This is a genomic window from Mycobacterium scrofulaceum, assembly GCF_002086735.1.
Taxonomy (GTDB): domain Bacteria; phylum Actinomycetota; class Actinomycetes; order Mycobacteriales; family Mycobacteriaceae; genus Mycobacterium; species Mycobacterium scrofulaceum.
Genome location: NZ_MVIJ01000002.1, coordinates 188624 through 212532 on the forward strand (window position 1 = coordinate 188624; position 23909 = coordinate 212532).

The window sequence follows — 23909 nt, forward strand, 5'->3', positions numbered from 1 at the left end:
CATCGCCCGATTCCGCGTGGGTACACGCAACGTTGGGCCGTGTCAGGGAAGGGGGTTTCGGCGTGGCGCTGGCCGACCTGACAATGGCCGACCTCTTCCGTGCGGTCGACCTGACCGGCGTGCTCGGCAACGCCCTGCTGGGCGGCGTCGTCGCCCGCAGGGAGAAGCTGGACCCGGTTGGCTTCGCCGCCCTCGCCGTGCTGTCGGGCCTGGGCGGCGGCATGATCCGAGACACGTTGCTGCAGCATGGCACCCCCGTCGCGCTCACCGACTACGCCTATCTGTTGACGGCCGTGGCGGGAGCCGCGATCGCGTTCGCGTTCCGGGTGGAGGGCCGGGTGTGGAACTGGGTGTGGCCTGTCGTGGACGCCCTGGCGTTGGGATGCTGGGCGGCCACCGGCGCGCACAAGACGCTCGCCGTCGGCCTCGGCTGGCTGGCCGCGCTGCTGCTGGGCACGATCTCGGCGGTCGGCGGAGGCGCCGCCCGCGACATCGTGATGCGCCGCGTGCCGGGCATCTTCGGCGGTAACACCTTGTACGCCACGTGTGCGCTGGCCGCGAGCGGTGTGCTGGTGTGCTTCAACTACCGCAACCACCCGACCGCCGGCCTGCTGGTGGGAACGCTGACCGGGACCGTGCTGTGCTGGCTGGCGCAGCGCCGCGGCTGGATGTTGCCCGCCGTTGGCGCCTGGTCACCGGCGACACTTTTCTCCCAGCGTCCATCACGCCGGGCGAGGCCCGGGGCCCACGACACCGAGGAGGACTTCGAGGATGGTTGCTGACTCGGCGTCCACGCTGGTGCTTGCGGGGCTGCGCGATGCCCGTGGCTGGCAGGAGGACTTCTACCGCAACCTGCACCGGCACCCGGAACTGTCGCACCGGGAGCACGACACGGCGATCGCCGTCGCCGAACGGCTGGGCGGCTGCGGCTACCACGTGCACGAGGGCGTCGGCGGCACCGGCGTCGTCGGGATTCTGCGCAACGGCGACGGCCCGGCCGTGTTGCTGCGCGCCGACATGGACGCGCTGCCGGTGCGGGAGGCCACCGGGCTGCCGTATGCCAGCACGGCCACCAGCACCGACGCGGACGGCAACGACGTGCCGGTGATGCACGCCTGCGGGCACGACGTTCACGTGACCTGCCTGCTCGGGGCGGCCGCGCTGCTGGCCGGGGCCCGCGCCCAGTGGACGGGAACGGTGATCGCGTTGTTCCAGCCCGCCGAGGAGGTCGGTGACGGCGCGCGCGGCATGGTCGACGACGGACTCGCGAGGTTGGTCGGCCCAGTGGACGTCGCCCTGGCCCAGCACGTCCTGCCCCTGCCCGCCGGCCGGGTCGGCGTGCGACCCGGGCCGGTGCTGGCGACCGCGGACAGCATGCGGATTACCGTGCACGGCCGCGGTGGACACGCCTCTGCGCCCCAGGCGACCGTCGACCCGGTGGTGCTCGCCGCCATGATCGTGATCCGCCTGCAGACCGTCGTCTCCCGTGAGGTCGCGCCCACCGATCCCGCGGTGTTGACGGTCGGCAGGATCGAGGCGGGAACCAAGAGCAACATCATCGGCGACCGTGCCGTGCTGGACCTGAACCTGCGCGCCTACAGCGAGCAGACCCGCACCAGGATCCTCGACGCGATCCGGCGCATCGTCACCGCCGAATGCCGGGCGTCCGGGGCGCCCGCGGATCCCGAGTTCGAACTGTTCGACCACTACCCGGCGACCGTCAACGATCCGACGGCCACCGAGCGGGTGCGCGCCGCGTTCGACGATTATTTCGGCGACCGATCGTGCGAGCTGCCCCTGCAGCCCGCGAGCGAAGATTTCAGCGACCTCCCCGCCGCGCTCGACGCGCCGTACTGCTATTGGGGTATCGGCGGCGTCGACCCCGACACCTATCGCAAAGCCGAGCGGGCCGGCCGCGTCGGCGAGGACATCCCGGTCAACCATTCGCCGACGTTCGCGCCCGTCATCCAGCCCACCATCGACACCGGTACCCAAGCGCTGACCGTCGCCGCGCTGGCCTGGCTCGCGCGGTCATAGTCCCTGCGCCGCAACCGCTTTCCCGTCGGGGCCTCATTGGCCGCGCCGGTCTTGCGGCGCGCTCACCGGCAGTGTCACCTCTTCGTGGTCGAGTTCACGTTCGAGCACGCGCAGACTCCGATCCGGCAGCATGCCGGCGTCGCGCCAGCGCACCAATTCGTCGCGCTCCGCACTGATGGCCGCCCGCCGGACCGCCACGGCGGCCTCGTATTCGGGGTAGTCGGGCAACTCGTCAGAATCCGAAAGCAGATCGAGCCGGCGTTGATACCGGTCCAGCCGGATGCACAACTGCCGCCGCACCGCCTCGACGGCCCGGGCGTCGGCATCGTCGCCGGCCTGCTCGCCCATCTCGTCGAGCATGTCGAGGGCAGCCCGCACGGCGGCCGTGCGCGCCCGGTTACGCAGCCGCACCTCGTCGACGGCCTTGGCGTGCACGCCCAGGGCGCGCACCACCGGGCCGAAGGTGCTGCCCTGCCCGATCAGCGTGACCAGCACGACGACCAGGGTGCAGAACAACAACAGGTCCCGCACGGGAAACCGCCCGCCGGCGTCGGTCGTGAAGGGCACCGCGAAGATGGCGGCGAGGCTGACGACACCGCGGGTGCCCGCCCAACTCAGCACGAAAATCTCGCGGCCACTGAGTCGATCCGCGTCGCGGTCGCGCCGGCGGCGGGCTTCGGCCGGGTCGCCCGCATCGTCGTCGGCGGTCCCCGAGACGTTTCCCAGCCGGGTGTGCAGCGACCCCGGCAGCGACTGGGTGAGCAGCAGCCACAGCGGCCGCACCAGCAGCACCACCGCGGTGGTGACGGTGGTCGCCACGACGATCGTCGACACCGAGTAGCCACCCAGGCCGTCGAGGATGGCCGGGAACTGCTGACCGATCAGCAGGAAAACCAGGCCTTCCAGCAGGAAGTTGGCCAAGCGCCACACGGCGCGGGTCTGTAACCGGCTCGCGCCCGACTCCGACCGGGGCGAGTCGTGGCCCACGATCAACCCGCACACCACGACCGCGAGCACGCCCGACGCGTGGACCTTCTCGGCCGCCAGATAGGTCAGGAACGGTGTGGCCAGCGAGATCGCGTTGGCCGTCATCACGTCGTGCGGCAGCCGCCGCAACAGGCGGCGGCCCCAGGCGAACGCCAGCCCGATCACCAGGCCCCCCACGGCCGCCAGGGCGAACTCCCGGATCGCCGACGGGAACGAGAAGCCCCCGCCCCTGGCCACCGTGATGGCCACCGACAAGGTGGTCAGCGCGGTCGCGTCGTTGAGTAACCCCTCACCTTCGATGAGGGTGACGATGTTGAGCGGCAGACCGACCTTGCGGGCGACCGCCAGCGCGGCCACCGGGTCGGTGGGCGCCACCGCGGCACCCAGCACCGCGCCCGCCGCGAGCGTCGCCCCGCTGACGAGCACCGCGACGGCGGCGCCGACCGAGGCGGCGGTCAGGAGCACGAGAATGACCGACAGGCTGATCACGGTGCGCAGGTTGCGGCGAATCCCGACCAGCGACGACTCCAGGGCCGCGTTGTACAGCAAGGGCGGCAGGATGCAGGTCATCACGATGTCGGGCCGAAGGCCGACGTTGGGTCCCGGCAGCAACCCGTAACCGATACCGACGAGACTGAGCAGCGCCGCGCTGGGCAGCCCGGTGCGTTCGCTGATCCAGTTCACCACGACGATGGCGCCGACCGCGGCGAGCAGCAATGCCAAAGCCGTCTGCGCCCCCATCGGCCCCATTCTGCCTTGGCGCCCGTCCGGCCAGGCCCGCGTCGGGCGCAGTAGCGGCCCTGCTCGGCTCCGGGCCACCCCCGATAGCATGGTCGTCGACCCGACGAGCCCTGGAGACCGCCACCATGACCGCCCCCGCAAACCCCGCCCCGGGAGCCGACGGCGGCGACCCGCAGCGCCCGGCCGCGCCGGGCGTGCGATCGCCGCGAGCCCCCCTGCGGGTGCCCGCCGGGACCACCGCGGCCGCCGCGGTGCGGGAGGCGGGGCTGCCGGGCCGGGGGGTGCCCGACGCGATCGTGGTGGTGCGCGACGCCGACGGCAAGCTGCGCGACCTGAGCTGGGCGCCCGACTCCGACGTCGAGGTCATCCCGGTCGCCGCCGACACCGACGAGGGGCGCAGCGTGATCCGGCACTCGGCCGCGCACGTGTTGGCCCAGGCCGTGCAGGGCCTGTTCCCGGACGCCAAGTTGGGGATCGGGCCGCCCATCACCGACGGCTTCTACTACGACTTCGACGTCGCCGAGCCGTTCACGCCCGAGGACCTGGCGGCGCTGGAGAAGCGGATGCGCCAGATCGTCAAAGACGGGCAGCTCTTCGAGCGCCGCGTCTACGAGTCCAAAGACCAGGCGCGCGCGGAGTTGGCCGACGAGCCCTACAAGCTCGAACTCGTCGACGACAAATCGGGTGACCCAGACATCATGGAGGTCGGCGGCGACGAGCTGACCGCCTACGACAACCTCAATCCCCGCAGCCGGGAACGGGTTTGGGGCGACCTGTGCCGCGGGCCGCACATCCCCACTACCAGGCACATCCCGGCGTTCAAGCTGACCCGCAGCTCGGCCGCCTACTGGCGCGGCGACCAGAAAAACGCCAGCCTGCAACGCATCTACGGCACCGCATGGGAGTCGCAGGAGGCGCTGGACCGCCACCTCGAGCTGCTCGAGGAGGCCCAGCGCCGCGACCACCGCAAGCTGGGCACCGAGCTGGACCTGTTCAGCTTCCCCGACGAGATCGGTTCCGGGCTGGCCGTCTTTCACCCCAAGGGGGGTGTGGTGCGCAGGGAGCTGGAGGAGTACTCGCGGCGCAAGCACATCGAGGCCGGCTACGAATTCGTCAACACCCCGCACATCACCAAGGCGCAGCTGTTCCACACCTCCGGGCACCTGGACTGGTACGCCGAGGGGATGTTCCCGCCGATGCACCTGGACGCCGAGCTCGGCGACGACGGGACGGTGCGCAAGCCGGGGCAGGACTACTACCTCAAGCCGATGAACTGCCCGATGCACACGCTGATCTTCCGGTCGCGGGGGCGGTCGTACCGCGAATTGCCGTTGCGGCTCTTCGAGTTCGGCACCGTGTACCGTTACGAGAAATCCGGCGTGGTGCACGGGCTGACCCGGGCGCGCGGGTTCACCATGGACGACTCGCACATCTTCTGCACCCGCGAGCAGCTGCACGGCGAGCTGGCGTCGCTGCTGCGGTTCGTGCTCGAGCTGCTCGGCGACTACGGCCTGGAGGACTTCTATCTGGAGCTCTCCACCAAGGACCCGGAGAAGTTCGTCGGCACCGACGAAATGTGGGAGCAGGCCACCAACTCGCTGGCCGAGGTGGCGGCCGAGTCGGGGCTCGAACTGGTGCCCGACCCCGGCGGCGCGGCGTTCTACGGGCCCAAGATCTCGGTGCAGGCCCGCGACGCCCTGGGCCGCAGCTGGCAGATGTCGACGATCCAGGTGGACTTCAACTTCCCGGAGCGCTTCGAGCTGGAGTACACCGCGCCCGACGGCACCCGCCAGCGGCCCGTGATGATCCACCGCGCCCTGTTCGGGTCGATCGAGCGGTTCTTCGGGATCCTCACCGAGCACTACGCCGGGGCGTTCCCGGCCTGGCTGGCGCCCGTCCAGGTGGTCGGCATCCCCGTCGCCGACGAGCACGTGCCCTACCTGGAAAGCATTGCCGCGCAGCTGAAGTCGCACGGCGTGCGGGTGGAGGTGGACGGCAGCGACGACCGCATGGCCAAGAAGATCGTCCACCACACCGCCCAGTTGGTGCCGTTCATGTTGCTGGCCGGCGACCGCGACGTGCAGGCGAAGGCGGTGAGCTTCCGCTTCGGTGACCGCACGCAGATCAACGGCGTGCCCCGCGACAGCGCTGTCGACGCCATCGTCAAGTGGATCGCCGACCGCGAGAACGCCACCCCCACAGCCGAACTCGTGAAGGTGACCGGCGGTGAGTGATCCCGAGGAGCGCGCCGACGACACCATCCTGGACCGCGGCGTCGGCGAGAGCGATCACCTGCAGCGGCTGTGGACGCCGTACCGGATGACGTATCTGGCCGAGGCGCCGATGAAGCGCGACCCCAACGGGTCGGGCAAGAGCGAGCAGCCGTTCACCGACATCCCGCAGCTGTCCGACGAGGAAGGCCTGGTGGTCGCCCGCGGCGAGCTGGTCTACGCCGTCCTCAACCTCTACCCGTACAACCCCGGCCACCTGATGGTGGTCCCGTATCGGCGGGTGTCCGAGCTAGAGGACCTCACCGTGGAGGAGAGCGCGGAGCTGATGGCCTTCATCCAGAAGGCCATTCGCGTCATCAAGAACGTGTCGCGGCCGCACGGTTTCAACGTCGGCCTCAACCTCGGCACGTCGGCCGGCGGGTCGCTGGCCGAACACCTGCACGTGCACGTCGTGCCGCGCTGGGGCGGCGACGCCAACTTCATCACCATCATCGGCGGGTCGAAGGTGATCCCGCAGTTGCTGCGCGAAACCCGCCGGCTGCTGGCCACCGAGTGGTCCCGGGAGCAATGAGGCGCTCATGAGCAAGGTGCCGTTCCTGTCGCGGGCGGCGTTCGCGCGGCTCACCACGCCGACCGCCCGCGCGTGCCTGCGGATCGGATTGACCCCGGACGCGGTCACCATCCTGGGCACCACCGGATCCGTGGCGGGGGCGCTCACGCTCTTCCCGATGGGCAAGCTGTTCGCCGGCGGCTGCGTGGTGTGGTTCTTCGTGCTGTTCGACATGCTCGACGGCGCGATGGCCCGCGAGCGCGGCGGAGGCACCCGCTTCGGCGCCGTGCTGGACGCGACCTGCGATCGCGTCAGCGACGGTGCGGTGTTCTGCGGCCTGCTGTGGTGGATCACCTTCGGCATACACGACGCACTGCTGGCGGTGGCGACGATGATCTGCCTGGTCACGTCGCAGGTGATCTCCTACATCAAGGCGCGGGCCGAAGCCAGCGGGCTGCGCGGCGACGGCGGCATCATCGAACGACCGGAACGGTTGATCATCGTGCTGGTCGGCGCCGGGGTGTCGGACTTCCCGGTCGTCGCGTGGCCGCCCGCGCTGCCGGTGGCGATGTGGCTGCTGGCGGCGGCCAGCGTGGTCACCTGCGTGCAACGGCTGCACACGGTGCGGACTTCGCCCGGCGCGACGGAGCGCATGCCGTGACCCCGGGACGGGGAGTGGTCACCGCACCGCGCCGGTTCGCCGGGCGCCTGCTGTCGGGCACCGTGACCGACTGGTCGTATGCGGCCGGCTGGATGGCCGTGCGGGCGATGCCGGAATTCGCCGCGCGCTCCGCGTTCGACGCCGGAGCCCGCTACGCGGCGCGCGGCGGCGGGCCGGAGCAGCTGCGCAAGAACCTGGCCCGCGTCATCGGCGTCCCCCCGGCGGAGGTGCCCGACGCGCTGATGCGGGCCTCGCTGGCGTCCTACGCCCGCTACTGGCGGGAGGCGTTCCGCCTCCCGTCGATGGATCAGCGGGAGCTCGGCCGCCGGCTCGAGGAGACGACTAAGGGTGCGCACCATCTGGATACGGCGCTGGCCGCCGGCCGCGGCGCCATCGTGGCGTTGCCGCACAGCGGCAACTGGGACATGGCCGGGGTGTGGTTCGTGCAGACGCGCGGCACCTTCAGCACCGTCGCCGAGCGACTCAAGCCCGAGTCGCTCTACCGTCGCTTCATTGCCTATCGCGAGGGCCTCGGCTTCGAAGTGCTGCCGCTCTCGGGCGGCGAACGACCGCCCTTCGAGGTGCTGTGTGAGCGGCTGCGGAACAACGGGCTGGTGTGCCTGATGGCCGAGCGTGACCTCACCCGCACCGGTGTCGAGGTCGACTTCTTCGGCGAACCCACCCGGATGCCGGCGGGGCCGGCCAAGCTCGCGATCGAAACCGGGGCCACCCTGGTGTCGGCGCACTGCTGGTTCGAGGGCGACGGCTGGGGCATCGACGTGGCCAGTCCGGTGGACTGCGGCAGCGGCGACGTCCGCGCCATCACCCAGACGCTGGCCGATCGGTTCGCCGCCAACATCGCCGCCCACCCCGAGGACTGGCACATGCTGCAGCCGCAGTGGCTGGCCGACCTGTCCGACGCCAGACGGGCGCGGCTCAGGGAGGCCTGATGAGGATCGGGATGGTCTGCCCGTACTCGTTCGACGTCCCGGGCGGGGTGCAGTCGCATGTCCTGCAGCTGGCCGAGGTGATGCGCCGGCGCGGGCAGGAGGTGAGCGTGCTGGCGCCCGCTTCGCCGCACGCGGTGTTGCCCGACTACGTCGTCTCCGCCGGCAAGGCGGTGCCGATTCCCTACAACGGCTCGGTGGCCCGGCTGCGGTTCGGCCCGGCGACCCACCGCAAGGTGAAAAAGTGGCTCGCCGAGGGGGAATTCGACGTCCTGCACCTGCACGAGCCCAACGCGCCGAGCCTGTCGATGCTGGCCCTGAACATCGCCGAGGGGCCGATCGTCGCGACGTTTCACACCTCGACCACCAAGTCGCTGACACTGACCGTGTTCCAGGGCATCCTGCGGCCGATGCACGAGAAGATCGTCGGCCGGATCGCGGTGTCCGATCTGGCCCGCCGCTGGCAGATGGAGGCGCTGGGCACCGACGCCGTCGAAATCCCCAACGGGGTCGACGTCGACTCGTTCGCCTCGGCGCCGCTCCTGGACGGCTACCCCCGGCCGGGCAAGACCGTCCTGTTCCTGGGCCGCTACGACGAGCCCCGCAAGGGCATGTCGGTGCTGCTCGACGCGCTGCCCGGGGTGGTCCAGCGCTTCGGTGACGTGCAGCTGCTCATCGTCGGCCGTGGCGACGAGGCCCAATTACGCAGCCAGGCGGGCGAATTGGTGAAACACATCCGGTTCTTGGGGCAGGTCGACGACGCCGGGAAGGCCTCGGCGATGCGCAGCGCCGACGTGTACTGCGCTCCGCACCTCGGGGGTGAGAGCTTCGGCATCGTCCTGGTCGAGGCCATGGCCGCCGGCACCGCGGTGGTGGCCAGCGACCTGGACGCCTTCCGGCGCGTGCTGCGCGACGGCGAGGTCGGCTGCCTGGTGCCGGTCGGCGACGGCGCTGCGCTCGCGGACGCCCTGGTTTCGGTGCTAGAAAACGATGTGCTGCGCGAACGGTATGTGACGGCCGGTACGGCGGCGGTCCAGCGCTACGACTGGTCGGTGGTGGCCAGCCAGATCATGCGGGTGTACGAGACGGTCGCCGCGTCCGGCGCCAAAGTCGAGGTGGCCGGTTGATGACCGGGCTGGTCGTTGTCATGGCGGTGCTCGTCGGGCTGCTGGCCATCCTGGGCGCCTGGGCCTACCGCACGGCCAACCGGCTCGACCGGCTGCACGTCCGCTACGACCTGTCCTGGCAGGCGCTCGACGGCGCGCTGGCGCGCCGCGCGGTGGTCGCCCGCGCGGTCGCCATCGACGCCTATGGCGGCGCCTCCGAGGGCAGGCGGCTGGCCGCGCTGGCCGACGCCGCCGAGGCGGCGCCGCGGCCCGCGCGGGAATCCTGCGAGAACCAGCTCTCCGCCGCGCTGGCGATCGTCGATCCCGCCTCGCTGCCGGCCGGGCTGATCGCCGAGCTGGCCGACGCCGAGGCCCGGGTGGTGCTGGCCCGCCGCTTCCACAACGACGCCGTCCGCGACACGCTGGCGCTGGCCGAGCGGCGCCTGGTGCGGCTGTTCCACCTCGCCGGCACCGCCGCGCGGCCCAGTTATTTCGAGATCGTCGAGCGGCCGCACGCGCTGGCCCACGGCGACCACGGGGTGCTCGACCACCGGACGTCGGCGCGCGTCGTGCTGCTCGACGAAACCGGGGCGGTGCTGCTGCTGCGCGGTTCGGATCCGGCGATCCGCCGCGCGGACGCGCCGAAATGGTGGATCACCGTCGGCGGCGAGGTGCGCAAGGGGGAGCGGTTGGCCGAGGCCGCCGCGCGGGAGCTGGGTGAGGAGACCGGCCTCCGGGTGCCGCCGGGCGAGATGGTCGGCCCGGTCTGGCGGCGCGACGAGGTGTTCGAGTTCAACGGCTCGCTGATCGACAGCGAGGAGTTCTATTTCGTCTATCGCACCCGCCGGTTCGAGCCGTCCGTCGCGGGCCGAACCGATCTGGAACGCAGCTACATCGACGGCCATCGCTGGTGCGATGCCGCCGACATCGCCCGGCTGGCGGCGGCCGGCGAGACGGTGTATCCGATGCAGCTGTCCGAGCTGCTTTCCGACGCGGCCGCCCTCGCCGGCGGCCGGGCCCCGGGCCCGCTGCAGTCCATCCGCTGACCGCGCGGGCTACAGCCGGTCGACGGCGACGGGGAAGTCGGGCGGCGGGCCCAGCAGCGCCCCGAGTGATTCGGGAATGGCTTGCGCCGCAACCGGAGTCAGGCCACCGGCGGCGGTCACCGAGATGGATTGGAACGGTCCGGGCAGCCCGGTGGCATAGCCGAAGTCGATGAACGGCCGAAGGAACGGCTGGAGCAGGTCGGCCAGCGGGTTGCCCAGGACGGGGATCATGCGCAGCGGGTCCAGCAGCGGCAGGTTCGCGGTGGGGATCAGATAGTAGGTGGTCACGCCGATGTGCGTCTGGATAGCGGTGGCCAGTTGCGCGGCGGTGAGGGTCGGATAGGTGGAGTGCAGGTAGGGGAAGCCCAGCAGGGCGTTGAGGTCCGCCGCGATGTTGAAGATGCTGTGCGGGAAGTACGCGATGGGGTCGTATTGGACCGTGTAGATGGCGGTCTGGTAGAGGGTGTCCACCGGGGTCAGAACGTGGAACGCGCCGAAGCCGGGAATGACGTGTGTGAGGATGCCGGTGCCCGGCACGTTCGGGTCGGACAGCAACACGAACGACAGCAGGTCTGAACTCGGCCGGATGGCCGCGGGCAAAGCGTCGAGGTAGCGCATTTCCAGGGTCGCGATCGTCGCGCTCTGCGAATACCCCAGCACCACAACATGATTGCCCGCGCCGGTTTGGGTCAGGATGGCGTTGTTGAGTATCGCCACGCCCTGCCGGACCGACTGCCCGAAGGTTTCGCTGGTGAGGCCGGTGACGGGCCAGAAGTCCTCGGGCGTGGTCAGCCCCACCGGGCTGTAGCCGGGGTAGTGCGGGGCGATGTAGGTGTTGTAGACCGACGTCACGTAGCCGGGCGTGGGTTGTGGGTTTCCGGTCCCGCCCATGATCAGCGCCACGTTGGTCGACGACGTCGTCGTCGGAGTGCTCTGCAGTGGGCTTGCCAGGCTCGCGCTTCCGGTCACCGTCTGCTGCGCGGGCAGCGCCGGCGCCAGTTGCGTGGCGGCCGCGTTGGAGGCTTCGGCCTGGGCGTAGGAATCGCTGCTGCCGACCAACGTCTGCACCAGCTGCGCGTGGAAAGCCTCCGCGCGCGCGGCGATCTGCTGGTATTGCTGGCCGTACGCGGCGAATAGCGCCGCGGTGCGCACGGACACCGCGTCCGCGGCCGGCGGGAACACCGCGGTCGTCGGGGTGGCCGCCGCCCCGTCGGCGGCGGCGATCGCCGAACCGATTCCCTGCAGGTCACCGGCGGCCGCTGCCAGCGTGTCCGGGGCCGTGATCACGAACGACATCGCGCGGCCGCCTGACTAGCCGACCACCGGTCGCGCCACCGCGGCGGAGCGCTGCGCCTCGGCAGCCGGGGTGAGGCCGGCCACCGCGCGCCCGCCCGCGCTGACCGGGGGCTTGAACGGCACCCTCGGCACACCGGATGCCACCTGGCTCACCCCGGGGGTCGGCAACTCGGCGACCGGAGCGGCCGGCGCGGACGCCTGCGCCTCGGTGGCCCAGCTCGGCGGAACCGACAGCGGCCCAACCGATCCCGCCCTGCCCGCATCCGCCAGCACCGCGGGAGCGCCCAGCTGCGCGGACGGCGGCGCCCCCATCGCCGAGCTTGCGGACGCCAGGGCCGAACCCATCGACGGCATGCCGCCGACGGCACCGCTCATCAGCGGGTTGGCGCCGCCCATGAACTGGCCCAGGACCTGGCTCATGAGCATGCTCATGGGTTGCAGGGCGAACTCGCCGGACACCGACAGCATCTCCAGCGGCGAGAGCCCGGAGGCCGACGACGGGGACAGCCCGAACGACTGGAACAGCGACGACATCAGCTGCGCGTCGGAGATGGCCGATTGCGCCTGGGTCGCCACCGACGCCGCCGCGGTAGGGACGCCGTCGACGGCCTGCGGTACCCCGCCGAGGCCGTCCGGCGGTTCGGCGAAGGACGACAACTGCGCGGCCGCCGCCAGCGTGCCGGCATCGTAGGTGGCCATCGCGGTGGCGTCCTGGGCCCACATCTGGGCGTAGTGCGCCTCGGTGGCCATGATCGCCGGGGTGTTCTGACCGAAGAAGTTCGTCGAGATCAACGCCATCAACTGAGCGCGGTTGGCCGCGATCACGGGCGGCGGCACCGTCATCGCGAACGCCGCCTCGTAGGCGGCGGCCGCGGCCGCCGCCTGGGTCGACACTTGCCCGGCCTGCACCGCGGTGGCCGCCAGCCAGGTGACGAACGGGCTGGCCGCGGCCGCCATCGCGACGGCCGACGGACCCAGCCACGGCCCGCTCGTGAGCGCCGAGACGACCGCACCATACGACGAGGCCGCCCAGCCCAGCTCGGCGGCCAGCCCGGCCCAGGCGGCCGCGGCGGCCAGCATCGACCCCGAACCCGGACCGGCATACATCAGCCCGGAATTGATCTCGGGCGGCAACAGCCCAAAATCCGGCACCATCCCGACCCTCCTCAGCCAGGGCGGCGGCCGCCGTTACCGCAACTGGGTGGCCACGCTGTCCGTCCATCCGATCGACGGTTGTGAGCAAAGTAACGATCAAGTGTGTAGCAAGCGGTCGATTTACGGGCCTAGGGCCGATCGGCCCTTTGTGCGTCCCGCGGTGGGGAAACTCGCCTGCCGCCCCCACTAGACTGGATCGACAACGGTTGAAGGAGATCAGCAGTGGATACCGCCGCTTCACCCAACGGCAGCGGGCGAACCGGAACGGCGCGCGTCAAGCGCGGCATGGCCGAGATGCTCAAGGGCGGCGTCATCATGGACGTCGTCACCCCGGAGCAGGCCCGCATCGCGGAGGCCGCCGGCGCCGTCGCCGTGATGGCGCTGGAAAGGGTGCCCGCCGACATCCGCGCCCAGGGCGGCGTGTCCAGGATGAGCGACCCCGACATGATCGAGGGCATCATCGCCGCGGTCACCATCCCGGTGATGGCCAAGGCCCGCATCGGGCACTTCGTCGAGGCGCAGATCCTGCAGAGCCTCGGCGTGGACTACGTCGACGAATCCGAGGTGCTGACCCCGGCCGACTACACCCACCACATCGACAAGTGGAAGTTCACCGTGCCGTTCGTGTGCGGGGCGACCAACCTGGGTGAGGCCCTGCGGCGCATCAGCGAGGGCGCGGCCATGATCCGGTCCAAGGGCGAGGCCGGCACGGGAGACGTCTCCAACGCGACCACGCACATGCGGGCCATCGGCGGCGAGATCCGCCGGCTGACCTCGTTATCGGAAGACGAATTGTACGTTGCGGCAAAGGAATTGCGAGCGCCCTACGATCTTGTCGTCGAGGTGGCCCGGGCCGGCAAGCTGCCCGTCACCCTGTTCACCGCGGGCGGCATCGCGACCCCCGCCGACGCGGCGATGATGATGCAGCTCGGGGCCGAGGGCGTCTTCGTCGGCTCCGGCATCTTCAAGTCGGGGGACCCGGCGCAGCGCGCCGCCGCCATCGTCAAGGCCACCACGTTCTTCGACGACCCCGACGTGCTGGCCAAGGTGTCGCGCGGCCTGGGCGAGCCCATGGTGGGCATCAACGTGGAGCAGATCGCGCAGCCCCACCGGCTGGCCGAGCGCGGCTGGTAAGAACAGTCCGTGGCGATCGAAGAGATCCTTGATCTCGAGCAACTCGAGGTCAACATCTACCGCGGGCGCGTGTTCAGCCCGGAGTCCGGATATTTCCAGCGCACGTTCGGCGGCCACGTCGCAGGCCAATCGCTGGTGTCGGCGGTGCGGACCGTCGACCCGCGCTACCAGGTGCACTCGCTGCACGGGTACTTCCTGCGGCCCGGGGACGCCAACCAGCCCACGGTGTTCATCGTCGAGCGCACCCGCGACGGCGGCTCGTTCGCCACCCGGCGGGTCAACGCGATCCAGCACGGGGAAATCATCTTCAGCATGGGGGCGTCCTTCCAGACCGACCAGGAGGGCATCCACCACCAGGACGCGATGCCCGCCGCGCCGCCCCCCGACGGGCTGCCCGGCCTGGACTCGATCAAGGTTTTCGACGACGCCGGGTTCAAGCAGTTCGAGGAGTGGGACGTCTGCATCGTGCCCCGCGACCAACTGCGGCTGTCGCCCGGCAAGGCCTCCCAGCAGCAGGTGTGGTTCCGCCACCGCGACCCACTCCCGGACGATCCGGTGCTGCACATCTGCGCGCTGGCCTACATGAGCGACCTGACCCTGCTGGGATCCGCGCAGGTCAACCACCTCGACGTGGGCGAGCATCTGCAGGTGGCGTCGCTGGACCACGCGATGTGGTTCATGCGGGCGTTCCGGGCCGACGAGTGGCTGCTGTACGACCAGTCGTCGCCGTCGGCCAGCGGCGGCCGCTCCCTGTGCCAGGGCAAGATCTTCACCCAGTCCGGCGAGATGGTGGCGGCGGTCATGCAGGAGGGGCTGACCCGCTTCCCGCGCGGATTCCAGCCCACCGGGCAGTGAGCGCGCCGCGCATCGGCGTGCTGGCGCTCCAAGGTGACACCCGCGAGCACCTCGCCGCGCTGCGCGAGGCCGGGGCCGAGTCGATGCCGGTGCGGCGCCGCGGCGAGCTGGAGAAGGTGGACGGGCTGGTCATCCCCGGCGGGGAGTCCACCACGATGAGCCACCTGCTGTTCCACCTCGAGCTGCTCGAGCCGCTGCGCGGGCTGCTGGCCGACGGGCTGCCCGCCTATGGCGCCTGCGCCGGCATGATCATGCTGGCCAGCGAGATCCTGGACGCCGGCGCGGGCGGCCGGGAGGCGCTGCCGCTGCGCGCGATCGATATGACCGTGCGGCGCAACGCCTTTGGGCGACAGGTCGACTCCTTCGAGGGGGACATCGGGTTCGCCGGTCTGGACGGCCCGGTGCGCGCGGTGTTCATCCGGGCCCCCTGGGTCGAGCGGGCCGGCGCCGGCGTGCGGGTGCTGGCCGAGGCGTCGGGGCACCCGGTCGCGGTGCGGCAAGGCGCCAAGCTGGCAACGGCGTTTCACCCCGAGATGACCGGCGACCGTCGCGTCCACCAACTGTTCGTGGACATCGTCAACGGCATCGCCTGACCGCTGACGCCTGCTCCATCGAGTGTGGGGGCTATGGACGAATTCGAGGCCGATCACGTACTTAAGGCCCACGCTCGGCGTGCACGTAGACTCGTCTGGCGAACTTTCGAAGACAGAAGAGGTAGAAGACACCGATGAGCGGCCATTCCAAGTGGGCCACCACCAAGCACCAAAAGGCCGTCAAGGACGCGCGCCGGGGCAAGGAGTTCGCCCGGCTGATCAAGAACATCGAGGTCGCCGCGCGCACCGGCGGCGGGGACCCGGCGGGCAACCCGACGCTCTATGACGCCATCCAGAAGGCCAAGAAGACCTCGGTGCCCAACGACAACATCGAGCGCGCCCGCAAGCGGGGCGCCGGCGAGGAAGCCGGCGGCGCCGACTACCAGACGATCATGTACGAGGGCTACGGCCCCAACGGCGTGGCGGTGCTGATCGAATGCCTGACCGACAACCGCAATCGCGCGGCCGGCGAGGTCCGGGTGGCGGTGACCCGCAACGGCGGCACGATGGCCGACCCGGGCTCCGTGTCGTACCTGTTCACCCGCAAGGGCGTCGTCACGCTCGAGAAGAACGGCCTGACCGAAGACGACGTGTTGATGGCGGTGCTCGACGCGGGCGCCGAGGACGTCAACGACCTGGGCGAGAGCTTCGAGATCATCTCGGAGCCGACCGATCTGGTCGCCGTGCGGACGGCCCTGCAGGACGCCGGCATCGACTACGAATCCGCCGAGGCCAGCTTCCAGCCCTCGGTCAGCGTGCCGGTGGACGTCGACGGCGCCCGGAAGGTGTTCAAGCTCGTCGACGCGCTGGAGGACAGCGACGACGTGCAGAACGTCTGGACCAACGTCGACCTGTCCGACGACGTTCTGGCCGCCCTCGACGAGGACTGACGCAAGCCCGGTCGTCGATCGCAAGCGCGGCGTGCAGCGCCGGGCGCTGGGGGCACCTCCCGCTTGCGGGGGACGGGTCGGCGACCATCGGAGCTAGTCGTACCCGTGCCGCATGTCCTCGACGATGCGCGGATTGTCCAGCGTCGAGGGCTCCAGCGGGCGCGGCCGGGTGTCGTCGGGGAACACCGTGGCGGCGTCCAGGACGTGCTGGTTGAGGAAGCGCAACGGGGGCGCGTCGGGCGGCACGGTGGGGGTGGGCGCGCTACCCCCCCGGCGCGCCAGCGCGAAGCCCCAGTCGCCGAACGTCGGCACGTAGACGTGATACGGCGTGACCGCGTAGCCGGCGGCCCGGATCGACGAAGTGGTGCGCCAGAACGCGGTCTGCGTCGAGAACGGGCTGCCCGCCTGGACGACCATCAGCCCGCCGGGGGCGAGCGCGTGCCCGACGAGCGTGTAGAACTCGGTCGAGTAGAGCCGGCCCAGCACCGGGGTGTCGGGGTCGGGCAGGTCGACGATGACCGCGTCGAAGCCGGCGGCCGGGACGACGTCCGGGTGCGGTGAACGCAACCAGCGCATCGCGTCGTCGATCACCACCTCGACCCGCGGGCTGTCCAGCGAACCGGCATTGGCCCCGCGCATCGTGGTGCGCGCCAGGTGGATCACCGCGGGGTCGAGCTCCACCTGCACGATCCGCCCGATACCCGGCTGACGCAGCAGTTCGCGGGCCGCCAGCCCGTCGCCGCCCCCGAGGACCAGCACGGAGCGCGCGCCGGCCCCGAGCGCGGGGTAGACCAGGCTCTCGGTGTACCGGTATTCGTCCCGGGTGGAAAACTGCAGCCCGCCGTCGAGGTAGAGGCGCATGTCGTTGCCCCGCCGGGTGACCACGATCTCCTGGTAGGCCGAGTGCTGGTAGGCGATGATCGGGTCGGCGTAGAGCCGCTGCCGGCTCGTCGTCTCGATGTCGGCCGAACGGGCCAGCAGGGTGCCCAGCAGGGCGAGCGCGGCGGCGAGCCCGCACAACGCCGTCGCCAGCTGCCGGGTCGACACGACCCCGCGCAGCACGAACAGCGCCACCACGCCCGCGGCCAGCAGGTTGACGATGCCCGCGGCCGCCGCGCCGCGGATCATGCCCAGCTGGGGCAGCAGCACGAACGGCCACACCAGCCCGCCCAGCAGCGCGCCGAGGTAATCGGCCGCGTTGAGGTTGGCCAGCGTCCGGCCGGTGTCGGGGGCCCGGCCTTTCTCGGGGCGTATCCGCCCCTGTTGCAGCATCGTCATCAGCAGCGGTACCTCGGCGCCGACCAGCCCGCCGATCAGGGCCGTGCCCAGCGCCAGCATCCACATCGACTCGTCGTCGACGAACGCGAACACCGTGTACAGCGCCGCCGCGGACAACCCGCCGACGACGCTCAGCAGCACCTCCACCGCGACGAAGGCGATGGCCGCGTGCGCCAGGAACGGCTTGACCACCAGGGCGCCCAGCCCGAGCGCGGCGATGTACCCCGCGACGATCAGCGAGGTGGCGACGATGCCGCCGCCGTTGAGGCTCGCCGCCAGCGTCAGCAGCGCGAGTTCGTAGATGATGCCCGACGCGGCGCACGCCGCGACGGCCGCCAGCAGCACGGCCCGCCAGCGCACCGACGGTTCCGCGGGCCGGCTCACGTCCGACCCGGGCAGCCCCACCGAGGTCATGACACGGCGGCGGCCGTGACGCACCCCACCGCGAGCAGTATCAGCGCCACCGCGAACGATCCCGGATGCAGCTCGGGATCGCCGATGTGTTCGTGGAAGCTGCCCGGTATCAGCAGGTGCATGGCCAGCATCGCTATCCCGAGCAGGATCACCCCCATCAGCCCGTACACCGCCACGCCGACCAGCCCCTGGCCCAGCTGGCTGTAGCTGTTGGCGATCGCGCTGACGATGACGACGGTCAGGGCGATGTACATCGCGCCCGCGACGATGACGGCGTTGGGGCGGCGGTCGATGAAGACCAGGCGGCGCAGATTGCCAGGGGTCAACACGTCGACCGCATAGAACCCGACGAGAAGTACGGCCATGCCGACGCAGAAGTACAGGATCGTCGCGACGGCGCCTTTCAGGACGGGATTGAGGTCGACGGTGCCGATCTCGACGGCGAGGTACATGGTTTTCTCCTTCTGTGGTGGGCCGTCACTTGGTTCCGCCGGGGCCGCCGGGACTGCCGCCGGACCCGCCCGAGGGCGAGCCGGGGGTGAATCCGGGGCCGAGGAAGATGAAGGCGCCGTGGCTGTATCCGGCGTTCAGGCTTTCCAGCCGGATGCTGCAGGGGCGGTTGCCGTCGGGGCCCACGATCACGATGTTGCTGCTGTAGCGCAGGTATTCGCTGGCACCGTCGGCGGCGCGCGCCTGGGGCGCCTCGTACTCGGCCAGCGTGTCGGCCACGTCGTCGGGCGGTCCGCTGCACTCGTACCGCGTCCCGTTCGCGTCGCGGGAGTACTCGTGATAGTGACTGGCGATGTAGGACCCGATGTTCTTCTGCAGCAAGATGATTCCGGGCACCAGGCAGGCGACGGCGGCGACGGCCAGCGCACCGGCGATCACGAACAGGCGGTTGCGGCTCACGGGTGCCACCGGCTCGCCGTGTGGACCACCTCACCGCCGGACCCAAAAGCGTTGTGGGGATACAGGTGCCAGGTCCGCCAGTGCCATCCCGGGCCGTCGGGTTCGGCGGCCAGCGCGGTCAGCGCGGCGTCGTCGCCGGGGAAAGAGCCCCCCAGCCAACCGTTTTCCCGCGCGCACCGCTCGCGCAGGTCACCCGCCATGCGGCGGAAGGTTCCCTCGTCGTACGTGTCGGTCCGGGATTCCAGCGAGTAGCCGACGGCGGCCGTGCGTTCCGGCAGGGCACCCCCGAAGCCGCGTGCGGTGCAGGAGACCTCCTCGCAGAACCGGCCCGCGGCGTGTTCGACCGTGACGACGTGCGACGCGCCGAGCACCCCGAGCAACAGGGCGCCGCCGTCGGGGTGGTGCAGGAGGCAGGTCGCCAGCGGCGGCGGCGCGGGCGCGTTGAGCGCGAGCCCGAGCCTTCGCCCGGACACGTCCGCAGGAGCCACGGCGAGCTGATGAAGCGGCACCGGCGCGCTCCTAAGTCGAGGAGGGCGGGGGCGCCGGATAGACGGTCAGTTCGCCGGCCAGCACGGGCTTTCCCGTCGAGACCTCCCATGGCATGCCCGGCGCCCAGCGCTCGAAGGAGAGCAGCACGGACTCATCGGAGTTGGCGCAGTCGACGAACTCCATCTCGCCGCCCGCCGGCAGGCCGGTGGTGCCCTCGGTGGTGAACGAGGCGCGACCGCGCTCGGACTCGTGAAACGTCACCCCGTCGACGACGTACTGGTCGCCCGGTTGCAGCCGGACGTCCTTGCGGCTGATCCACATCGCCAGCTCGAGGCGCCCGTCGTCTTCCTCGACGCTGAACCAGATCGGCTGGTCGCCGCCCTCCAACAGGTGCTCCCACCACACGAACGGGCCCTCGCGGTACGTCACCGAGCCGCGCACCACATAGTCGACCCCGCCATAGCTGACGATGGCGCCGGGCCCGAGCTGGCGGGGCCCGAACTCCGGCATCGCGTTGAACGAGAGCGGATCCTGGCGGCCGCGCGGGGGGCCCGGCCGCTTGGGGCGCCGCAAAGCGATGACGAGCACAACGATGGACGCGATGAACAGCACGATCGCGATAATGACCAGCAGTGATCCCACGCGAGCCCTCCCGTTGCCACCTTGCTCGAGCGAACGTCGGCTAAAGCTAACAGCTTTTGTGTGGGTTCGGCGCTGTAACGTCCCGACCGGGAATCGGCGCCGCCGCCGCGTGTCCTCCGTGAACCGGTCGGTCGCGCCCGCTAGGGTATCGAACAGCTGTTCTACAGGTGGGAGCGGGCAAATGCGCGTGATGGGCGTCGACCCCGGACTGACCCGTTGCGGACTGTCGGTCGTGGAAAGCGGGCGCGGACGCAACGTGATCGCCCTGGACGTCGACGTGGTGCGGACGTCGTCGGACGCGCCGCTGGCCCAGCGGTTGCTGGCCATCAGCGACGCCGTCGAGCATTGGCTGGCCACCCACCAGCCCGACGTGGTGGCCATCGAGCGGGTGTTCTCCCAGCTGAACGTGTCGACCGTGATGGGCACCGCGCAGGCCGGCGGGGTGGTGGCCCTGGCGGCGGCCAAGCGCGGCATCGACGTGCACTTCCACACCCCGAGCGAGGTGAAGGCCGCGGTGACGGGCAACGGCGCCGCCGACAAGGCTCAGGTCACCGCGATGGTCACCAAAATCCTTGCGCTGCAAGCCAAACCGACGCCGGCCGACGCCGCCGACGCGCTGGCCCTGGCGATCTGTCATTGCTGGAGGGCGCCGATGATGGCCCGGATGGCCGCGGCCGAGGCGCTGGCTGCGCAACAGCGCCACGCATACCTGGCCAAGCTGAAGGCCGCGCGATGATCGCTTCGGTCCGCGGCGAGGTGCTCGAGGTGGCGCTCGATCATGCGGTGATCGAGGCCGCCGGCGTCGGCTACCGGGTGAACGCGACGCCGTCGACGCTGGCGACGCTGCGCACCGGCACCGAGGCGCGGCTGATCACCGCGATGGTGGTGCGCGAGGACTCGATGACGCTGTACGGGTTCACCGACGCCGAGGCGCGCGACCTGTTCCTGACGCTGTTGACGGTGTCGGGCGTCGGGCCCCGGCTGGCGATGGCGACGCTGGCGGTGCACGACGCCGCGGCACTGCGGCAGGTGCTGCACGACGGCGACGTCACCGCGCTGACCCGGGTGCCCGGGATCGGCAAGCGCGGCGCCGAACGGATGGTGCTCGAGCTGCGCGACAAGGTGGGCGCCCCCGTGGCGGCCGGGGGAGCGCCGGCGGTCAACGGGCACGCGGTCCGCGGCCCGGTGGTGGAGGCGCTGGTCGGGCTGGGCTTCGCCGTCAAGCAGGCCGAAGAGGCCACCGACAAGGTGCTGGCCAGCGAGCAGGACGCGACGACATCCGCCGCCCTGCGCGCCGCGCTGTCGCTGCTGGGCAAGTCGCGATGAGGCGCGCCGGCGACGAGGCAGTGGGGGTAGGCCCCCTCGCCGCTGGGCGGTTGGGGGTGCCCCCACCCGCTTGTGGGGGAGAGCGGCGCGCATGACGGACGAACCGTTCGACCGCGACGTCTCCCCGGCGCTGTCCGTCGGCGAGGGCGACATCGACGTCAGCCTGCGGCCGCGTTCGCTGCGGGAGTTCATCGGCCAGCCGCGGGTGCGCGAACAGCTCCAACTGGTGATCGAGGGCGCCAAGAACCGCGGCGGCACACCGGACCACATCCTGCTGTCGGGGCCCCCCGGGCTCGGCAAGACGTCGCTGGCGATGATCATCGCCGCCGAGCTCGGCTCGTCGCTGCGGGTGACGTCCGGCCCCGCCCTGGAGCGCGCCGGTGACCTGGCGGCCATGCTGTCCAACCTGGTCGAGCACGACGTGCTGTTCATCGACGAGATCCACCGCATCGCCCGCCCCGCCGAGGAGATGCTGTACCTGGCCATGGAGGACTTCCGCGTCGACGTGGTGGTGGGCAAGGGTCCCGGCGCGACGTCGATCCCCCTGGAGGTGGCCCCCTTCACCCTGGTCGGCGCCACCACCCGGTCCGGCGCCCTGACCGGCCCGCTGCGCGACCGGTTCGGCTTCACCGCGCACATGGACTTCTACGAGCCCGCCGAGCTGGAGCTGGTGCTGGCCCGCTCCGCCGGCATCCTGGGCATCGAGCTGGGCGCCGAGGCCGCCGAGGAGATCGCCCGCCGCTCGCGCGGCACCCCGCGCATCGCCAACCGGCTGCTGCGCCGGGTCCGGGACTTCGCCGAGGTCCGCGCCGACGGGGTGATCACCCGCGACGTGGCCAAGTCCGCGCTCGCGGTCTACGACGTCGACGAGCTCGGCCTGGACCGGCTGGACCGGGCGGTGCTGTCGGCGCTGACCCGCAGCTTCGGCGGCGGCCCGGTGGGCGTGTCGACGCTCGCGGTGGCCGTGGGCGAGGAGGCCGCCACCGTCGAGGAGGTGTGCGAGCCATTCCTGGTGCGCGCCGGGATGGTCGCGCGCACGCCCCGCGGCCGGGTGGCCACCGCGCAGGCGTGGACGCATCTGGGCATGAGCCCGCCGGCGAACGCCACCGGGTTGGGCCAGGCCGGCCTGTTCGACTAGCGCTGGGCCCCGCCCCGCCAATTTGCGGCCGAATCGTGACCTTTCCGCCGAGCCGGCGCGCGCACGGTCGCCGGCCTGCCCAAACCGCGCGACACGCCCGGCGCGGCGGGCGACAGCAAACGATCGGCGCGGTCCGCGGTCGGTTATCCGTCTGCGCGGCAGGGTAACCAGGCTCACAGCAGCAATACCTGTTGAAGGAGATTCTGATGAGGACCAAGCGCTACGACTACCAACGCCCTCGTGCGCTGTACATGCCGCGCACCCGTGGCGCGCTGACCGGGCTACTCCTGATCCTGTTGGGTGCCTGGGGCGCGTTGGTGCCGTTCTTCGGCCCACACCTCGATTGGGCGTACACGAGTGACCCGGCGTGGACGTGGACCGCGGCCAAAGGATGGCTGGAGGTGCTGCCGGGTGCCGCGGCGGCACTGGGTGGCCTGCTGGTGCTGTTGTCCGGTAATCGCGCCAGCGCCGTGCTGGGCGGCTGGCTGGCCGTCCTGGGCGGCGCCTGGTTCGTGGTCGGCCGCCCGTTCGCGTCGACCCTGGGAATCGGGGACGTCGGTCAGCCTGTGGCCTCGACGGACGTCAAGCGGGCCCTGCTCGAGGTCACCTACTTCACCGGCCTGGGTGCGCTGATCGTTTTCCTGGGCGGGGCCGCGGTGGCCCGGCTTGCGGTCCGGCACGCGCGCGACGTGGTGGTGACCGAGCCGGCGCCGGTGGCGGCGGGCGCCGCGCCGGCGGGTGGACCGGCCAACTACGACGAGACCCGCGGCGCGACGCGCGGGCGCACGGACCCGGAGGCGGCCGAGCCGGAGCACCGCGGTCGCGGCCTGTTCGGCCGGCGCACCGGCGGCGGCCTGTTCCACCGGCATCACCACGCCGGCGTCTAGCGAGGCCACTGACAACGCGGCAGGCGCCGGTAGCCCCTCGGCTACCGGCGCCGTTTCGCGTCGAGGGGCGGCCGCAGGTCGGTAGAGTCCACCGCGCAGGCCTCGACCGACCAGGGGGAGCGATGATCACCGCCGGGCTGGTATTCGCCGCGCTGGCGGTGTTATTGCACGTCTACATCTTCGTGATGGAATCGTTGACCTGGACCTCGGCGCGCACCCGGGCGACGTTCGGGACCACGGCCGAGGAGGCCGAGACCACCAAGCTGCTGGCGTTCAACCAGGGCTTCTACAACTTGTTCCTGGCGGTCGTCAGCGCCATCGGCATCGCCGCTATTGTCATGCGGCACAACGCCGTTGGCGCGGCGCTGGTGTTCGCCGGCGTGGGGTCGATGGCCGCGGCCGCGGTGGTGCTGCTGTTGTCCGCGCCGGAGAAGGCGCGGGCCGCGGTGACGCAGGGCGCCTTTCCGGCGATCGCGATCGTGCTGCTGCTGCTCGGCCTCCGCTAGTAACACCAGCCTCACCAGCCACAACCGTCACCGGCGGGGGTGGCGTTCGCCCGCCGCATGGGTTACGAGTGGAAACCGCCGGGTACCCATC

Annotated in this window: 25 protein-coding genes; 17 read left to right on the plus strand and 8 right to left on the minus strand. The window is 71.1% G+C overall.

Features of this window, described 5'->3' with window-relative positions:
• Positions 1-62: 62 nt before the first annotated feature.
• Both BST44_RS03055 and BST44_RS03060 read left to right on the plus strand, forming a co-directional pair.
• Positions 63-782 (plus strand): trimeric intracellular cation channel family protein, encoded by a 720-nt coding sequence (locus BST44_RS03055; RefSeq protein ID WP_083175037.1) that lies wholly within the window; start codon positions 63-65, stop codon positions 780-782.
• A 16-nt stretch (positions 783-798) separates the two neighbouring features.
• Positions 799-2037, plus strand: a complete 1239-nt coding sequence (locus BST44_RS03060) for an amidohydrolase (RefSeq protein WP_208619719.1) — start codon at positions 799-801, stop codon at positions 2035-2037.
• A gap of 33 nt (positions 2038-2070) precedes the next feature.
• Here BST44_RS03060 and BST44_RS03065 read toward each other — a convergent pair whose 3' ends face one another.
• Positions 2071-3774 (minus strand): cation:proton antiporter, encoded by a 1704-nt coding sequence (locus BST44_RS03065; RefSeq protein WP_083175039.1) that lies wholly within the window; start codon positions 3772-3774, stop codon positions 2071-2073.
• Between the two features lie 116 nt (positions 3775-3890).
• Between BST44_RS03065 and thrS the strand changes: the two genes are divergently transcribed.
• Genes thrS through BST44_RS03100 form a run of 6 tightly spaced genes read left to right on the plus strand, consistent with a single transcriptional unit; the run spans position 3891 to position 10306 of the window.
• A complete protein-coding gene (gene thrS, locus BST44_RS03075) occupies positions 3891-5999 on the plus strand; it encodes a threonine--tRNA ligase (RefSeq protein ID WP_083175040.1) in 2109 nt (702 codons plus the stop codon).
• Positions 5992-6567 carry an ATP adenylyltransferase gene (locus tag BST44_RS03080; RefSeq protein WP_083175042.1) on the plus strand — a complete coding sequence of 192 codons (576 nt, stop codon included), beginning with the start codon at positions 5992-5994 and terminating at the stop codon, positions 6565-6567. Before thrS ends, BST44_RS03080 begins: the two co-directional genes overlap by 8 nt.
• Before the next feature lie 7 nt (positions 6568-6574).
• Positions 6575-7207 carry a phosphatidylinositol phosphate synthase gene (gene pgsA / locus BST44_RS03085; RefSeq protein WP_083175043.1) on the plus strand — a complete coding sequence of 211 codons (633 nt, stop codon included), beginning with the start codon at positions 6575-6577 and terminating at the stop codon, positions 7205-7207.
• Between the two features lie 14 nt (positions 7208-7221).
• Entirely contained in the window at positions 7222-8157 is a 936-nt protein-coding gene (locus tag BST44_RS03090; RefSeq protein ID WP_142274348.1) for a phosphatidylinositol mannoside acyltransferase, read from the plus strand.
• Complete coding sequence (locus BST44_RS03095; protein ID WP_083175047.1) at positions 8157-9281, plus strand: glycosyltransferase family 4 protein; 1125 nt, start codon at positions 8157-8159, stop codon at positions 9279-9281. The genes BST44_RS03090 and BST44_RS03095 overlap by 1 nt, the downstream gene beginning before the upstream one ends.
• A complete protein-coding gene (locus BST44_RS03100) occupies positions 9281-10306 on the plus strand; it encodes an NUDIX hydrolase (RefSeq protein WP_083175048.1) in 1026 nt (341 codons plus the stop codon). Before BST44_RS03095 ends, BST44_RS03100 begins: the two co-directional genes overlap by 1 nt.
• Before the next feature lie 9 nt (positions 10307-10315).
• On the opposite strand, the gene BST44_RS03105 is transcribed toward BST44_RS03100, so the two are convergent.
• Together BST44_RS03105 and BST44_RS03110 are read right to left on the minus strand one after the other, a co-directional pair.
• Entirely contained in the window at positions 10316-11602 is a 1287-nt protein-coding gene (locus BST44_RS03105; RefSeq protein ID WP_083175049.1) for a PE family protein, read from the minus strand.
• A gap of 15 nt (positions 11603-11617) precedes the next feature.
• Positions 11618-12757 (minus strand): PPE family protein, encoded by a 1140-nt coding sequence (locus tag BST44_RS03110; RefSeq protein WP_083175051.1) that lies wholly within the window; start codon positions 12755-12757, stop codon positions 11618-11620.
• Between the two features lie 222 nt (positions 12758-12979).
• On the opposite strand from BST44_RS03110, the gene pdxS reads away from it, so the two are divergent.
• The 4 genes from pdxS (at position 12980) to BST44_RS03130 (ending at position 16229) form a co-directional block, all read left to right on the plus strand.
• Positions 12980-13891, plus strand: coding sequence for a pyridoxal 5'-phosphate synthase lyase subunit PdxS (gene pdxS / locus BST44_RS03115; RefSeq protein ID WP_083175052.1), 912 nt, complete (start codon positions 12980-12982; stop codon positions 13889-13891).
• Between the two features lie 9 nt (positions 13892-13900).
• On the plus strand, positions 13901-14746 hold the full coding sequence (gene tesB / locus BST44_RS03120; protein WP_083175054.1) for an acyl-CoA thioesterase II: 846 nt from the start codon (positions 13901-13903) through the stop codon (positions 14744-14746).
• On the plus strand, positions 14743-15339 hold the full coding sequence (pdxT, locus tag BST44_RS03125) for a pyridoxal 5'-phosphate synthase glutaminase subunit PdxT (protein ID WP_083175055.1): 597 nt from the start codon (positions 14743-14745) through the stop codon (positions 15337-15339). The genes tesB and pdxT overlap by 4 nt, the downstream gene beginning before the upstream one ends.
• Before the next feature lie 134 nt (positions 15340-15473).
• Positions 15474-16229: a YebC/PmpR family DNA-binding transcriptional regulator gene (locus BST44_RS03130; protein WP_083175057.1), complete on the plus strand. Its 756-nt coding sequence runs from the start codon at positions 15474-15476 to the stop codon at positions 16227-16229.
• A gap of 93 nt (positions 16230-16322) precedes the next feature.
• On the opposite strand, the gene BST44_RS03135 is transcribed toward BST44_RS03130, so the two are convergent.
• Genes BST44_RS03135 through BST44_RS03155 form a run of 5 tightly spaced genes read right to left on the minus strand, consistent with a single transcriptional unit; the run spans position 16323 to position 19961 of the window.
• Positions 16323-17921 (minus strand): polyamine aminopropyltransferase, encoded by a 1599-nt coding sequence (locus BST44_RS03135; protein ID WP_083175111.1) that lies wholly within the window; start codon positions 17919-17921, stop codon positions 16323-16325.
• The gene (locus BST44_RS03140; RefSeq protein WP_083175058.1) at positions 17918-18373 is read right to left on the minus strand and encodes a DUF350 domain-containing protein; all 456 of its coding nucleotides are present in this window, start codon (positions 18371-18373) and stop codon (positions 17918-17920) included. The genes BST44_RS03135 and BST44_RS03140 overlap by 4 nt, the downstream gene beginning before the upstream one ends.
• Before the next feature lie 25 nt (positions 18374-18398).
• Positions 18399-18830, minus strand: coding sequence for a DUF4247 domain-containing protein (locus tag BST44_RS03145; protein ID WP_083175113.1), 432 nt, complete (start codon positions 18828-18830; stop codon positions 18399-18401).
• A complete protein-coding gene (locus tag BST44_RS03150) occupies positions 18827-19339 on the minus strand; it encodes a DUF2617 family protein (protein ID WP_083175060.1) in 513 nt (170 codons plus the stop codon). The genes BST44_RS03145 and BST44_RS03150 overlap by 4 nt, the downstream gene beginning before the upstream one ends.
• A gap of 10 nt (positions 19340-19349) precedes the next feature.
• Positions 19350-19961 carry a DUF4178 domain-containing protein gene (locus BST44_RS03155; RefSeq protein ID WP_083175061.1) on the minus strand — a complete coding sequence of 204 codons (612 nt, stop codon included), beginning with the start codon at positions 19959-19961 and terminating at the stop codon, positions 19350-19352.
• Positions 19962-20142: 181 nt separating this feature from the next.
• Here BST44_RS03155 and ruvC point away from each other — a divergent pair, with 181 nt between their 5' ends.
• The 5 genes from ruvC to BST44_RS03180 all read left to right on the plus strand — a co-directional run bounded on the left by ruvC (position 20143) and on the right by BST44_RS03180 (position 23818).
• The gene (ruvC, locus tag BST44_RS03160; RefSeq protein ID WP_083175063.1) at positions 20143-20697 is read left to right on the plus strand and encodes a crossover junction endodeoxyribonuclease RuvC; all 555 of its coding nucleotides are present in this window, start codon (positions 20143-20145) and stop codon (positions 20695-20697) included.
• The gene (gene ruvA, locus BST44_RS03165; RefSeq protein WP_083175064.1) at positions 20694-21287 is read left to right on the plus strand and encodes a Holliday junction branch migration protein RuvA; all 594 of its coding nucleotides are present in this window, start codon (positions 20694-20696) and stop codon (positions 21285-21287) included. The genes ruvC and ruvA overlap by 4 nt, the downstream gene beginning before the upstream one ends.
• A 91-nt stretch (positions 21288-21378) precedes the next feature.
• Complete coding sequence (gene ruvB / locus BST44_RS03170) at positions 21379-22425, plus strand: Holliday junction branch migration DNA helicase RuvB (RefSeq protein WP_083175066.1); 1047 nt, start codon at positions 21379-21381, stop codon at positions 22423-22425.
• A 206-nt stretch (positions 22426-22631) separates the two neighbouring features.
• Entirely contained in the window at positions 22632-23312 is a 681-nt protein-coding gene (locus tag BST44_RS03175; protein ID WP_083175067.1) for a hypothetical protein, read from the plus strand.
• A 122-nt stretch (positions 23313-23434) separates the two neighbouring features.
• Entirely contained in the window at positions 23435-23818 is a 384-nt protein-coding gene (locus BST44_RS03180) for a DUF1304 domain-containing protein (protein ID WP_083175069.1), read from the plus strand.
• Positions 23819-23909: the final 91 nt, after the last annotated feature.

Coding starts and splice junctions, on each gene's coding strand:
- BST44_RS03065 (WP_083175039.1), bottom strand. CDS start 3,774: ATGGGGCCGATGGGGGCGCAGACGGCTTTGGCATTGCTGCTCGCCGCG.
- thrS (WP_083175040.1), top strand. CDS start 3,891: ATGACCGCCCCCGCAAACCCCGCCCCGGGAGCCGACGGCGGCGACCCG.
- pgsA (WP_083175043.1), top strand. CDS start 6,575: ATGAGCAAGGTGCCGTTCCTGTCGCGGGCGGCGTTCGCGCGGCTCACC.
- BST44_RS03095 (WP_083175047.1), top strand. CDS start 8,157: ATGAGGATCGGGATGGTCTGCCCGTACTCGTTCGACGTCCCGGGCGGG.
- BST44_RS03100 (WP_083175048.1), top strand. CDS start 9,281: ATGACCGGGCTGGTCGTTGTCATGGCGGTGCTCGTCGGGCTGCTGGCC.
- BST44_RS03105 (WP_083175049.1), bottom strand. CDS start 11,602: ATGTCGTTCGTGATCACGGCCCCGGACACGCTGGCAGCGGCCGCCGGT.
- BST44_RS03110 (WP_083175051.1), bottom strand. CDS start 12,757: ATGGTGCCGGATTTTGGGCTGTTGCCGCCCGAGATCAATTCCGGGCTG.
- BST44_RS03130 (WP_083175057.1), top strand. CDS start 15,474: ATGAGCGGCCATTCCAAGTGGGCCACCACCAAGCACCAAAAGGCCGTC.
- BST44_RS03135 (WP_083175111.1), bottom strand. CDS start 17,921: ATGACCTCGGTGGGGCTGCCCGGGTCGGACGTGAGCCGGCCCGCGGAA.
- BST44_RS03140 (WP_083175058.1), bottom strand. CDS start 18,373: ATGTACCTCGCCGTCGAGATCGGCACCGTCGACCTCAATCCCGTCCTG.
- ruvC (WP_083175063.1), top strand. CDS start 20,143: ATGCGCGTGATGGGCGTCGACCCCGGACTGACCCGTTGCGGACTGTCG.
- ruvA (WP_083175064.1), top strand. CDS start 20,694: ATGATCGCTTCGGTCCGCGGCGAGGTGCTCGAGGTGGCGCTCGATCAT.
- ruvB (WP_083175066.1), top strand. CDS start 21,379: ATGACGGACGAACCGTTCGACCGCGACGTCTCCCCGGCGCTGTCCGTC.
- BST44_RS03175 (WP_083175067.1), top strand. CDS start 22,632: ATGAGGACCAAGCGCTACGACTACCAACGCCCTCGTGCGCTGTACATG.
- BST44_RS03180 (WP_083175069.1), top strand. CDS start 23,435: ATGATCACCGCCGGGCTGGTATTCGCCGCGCTGGCGGTGTTATTGCAC.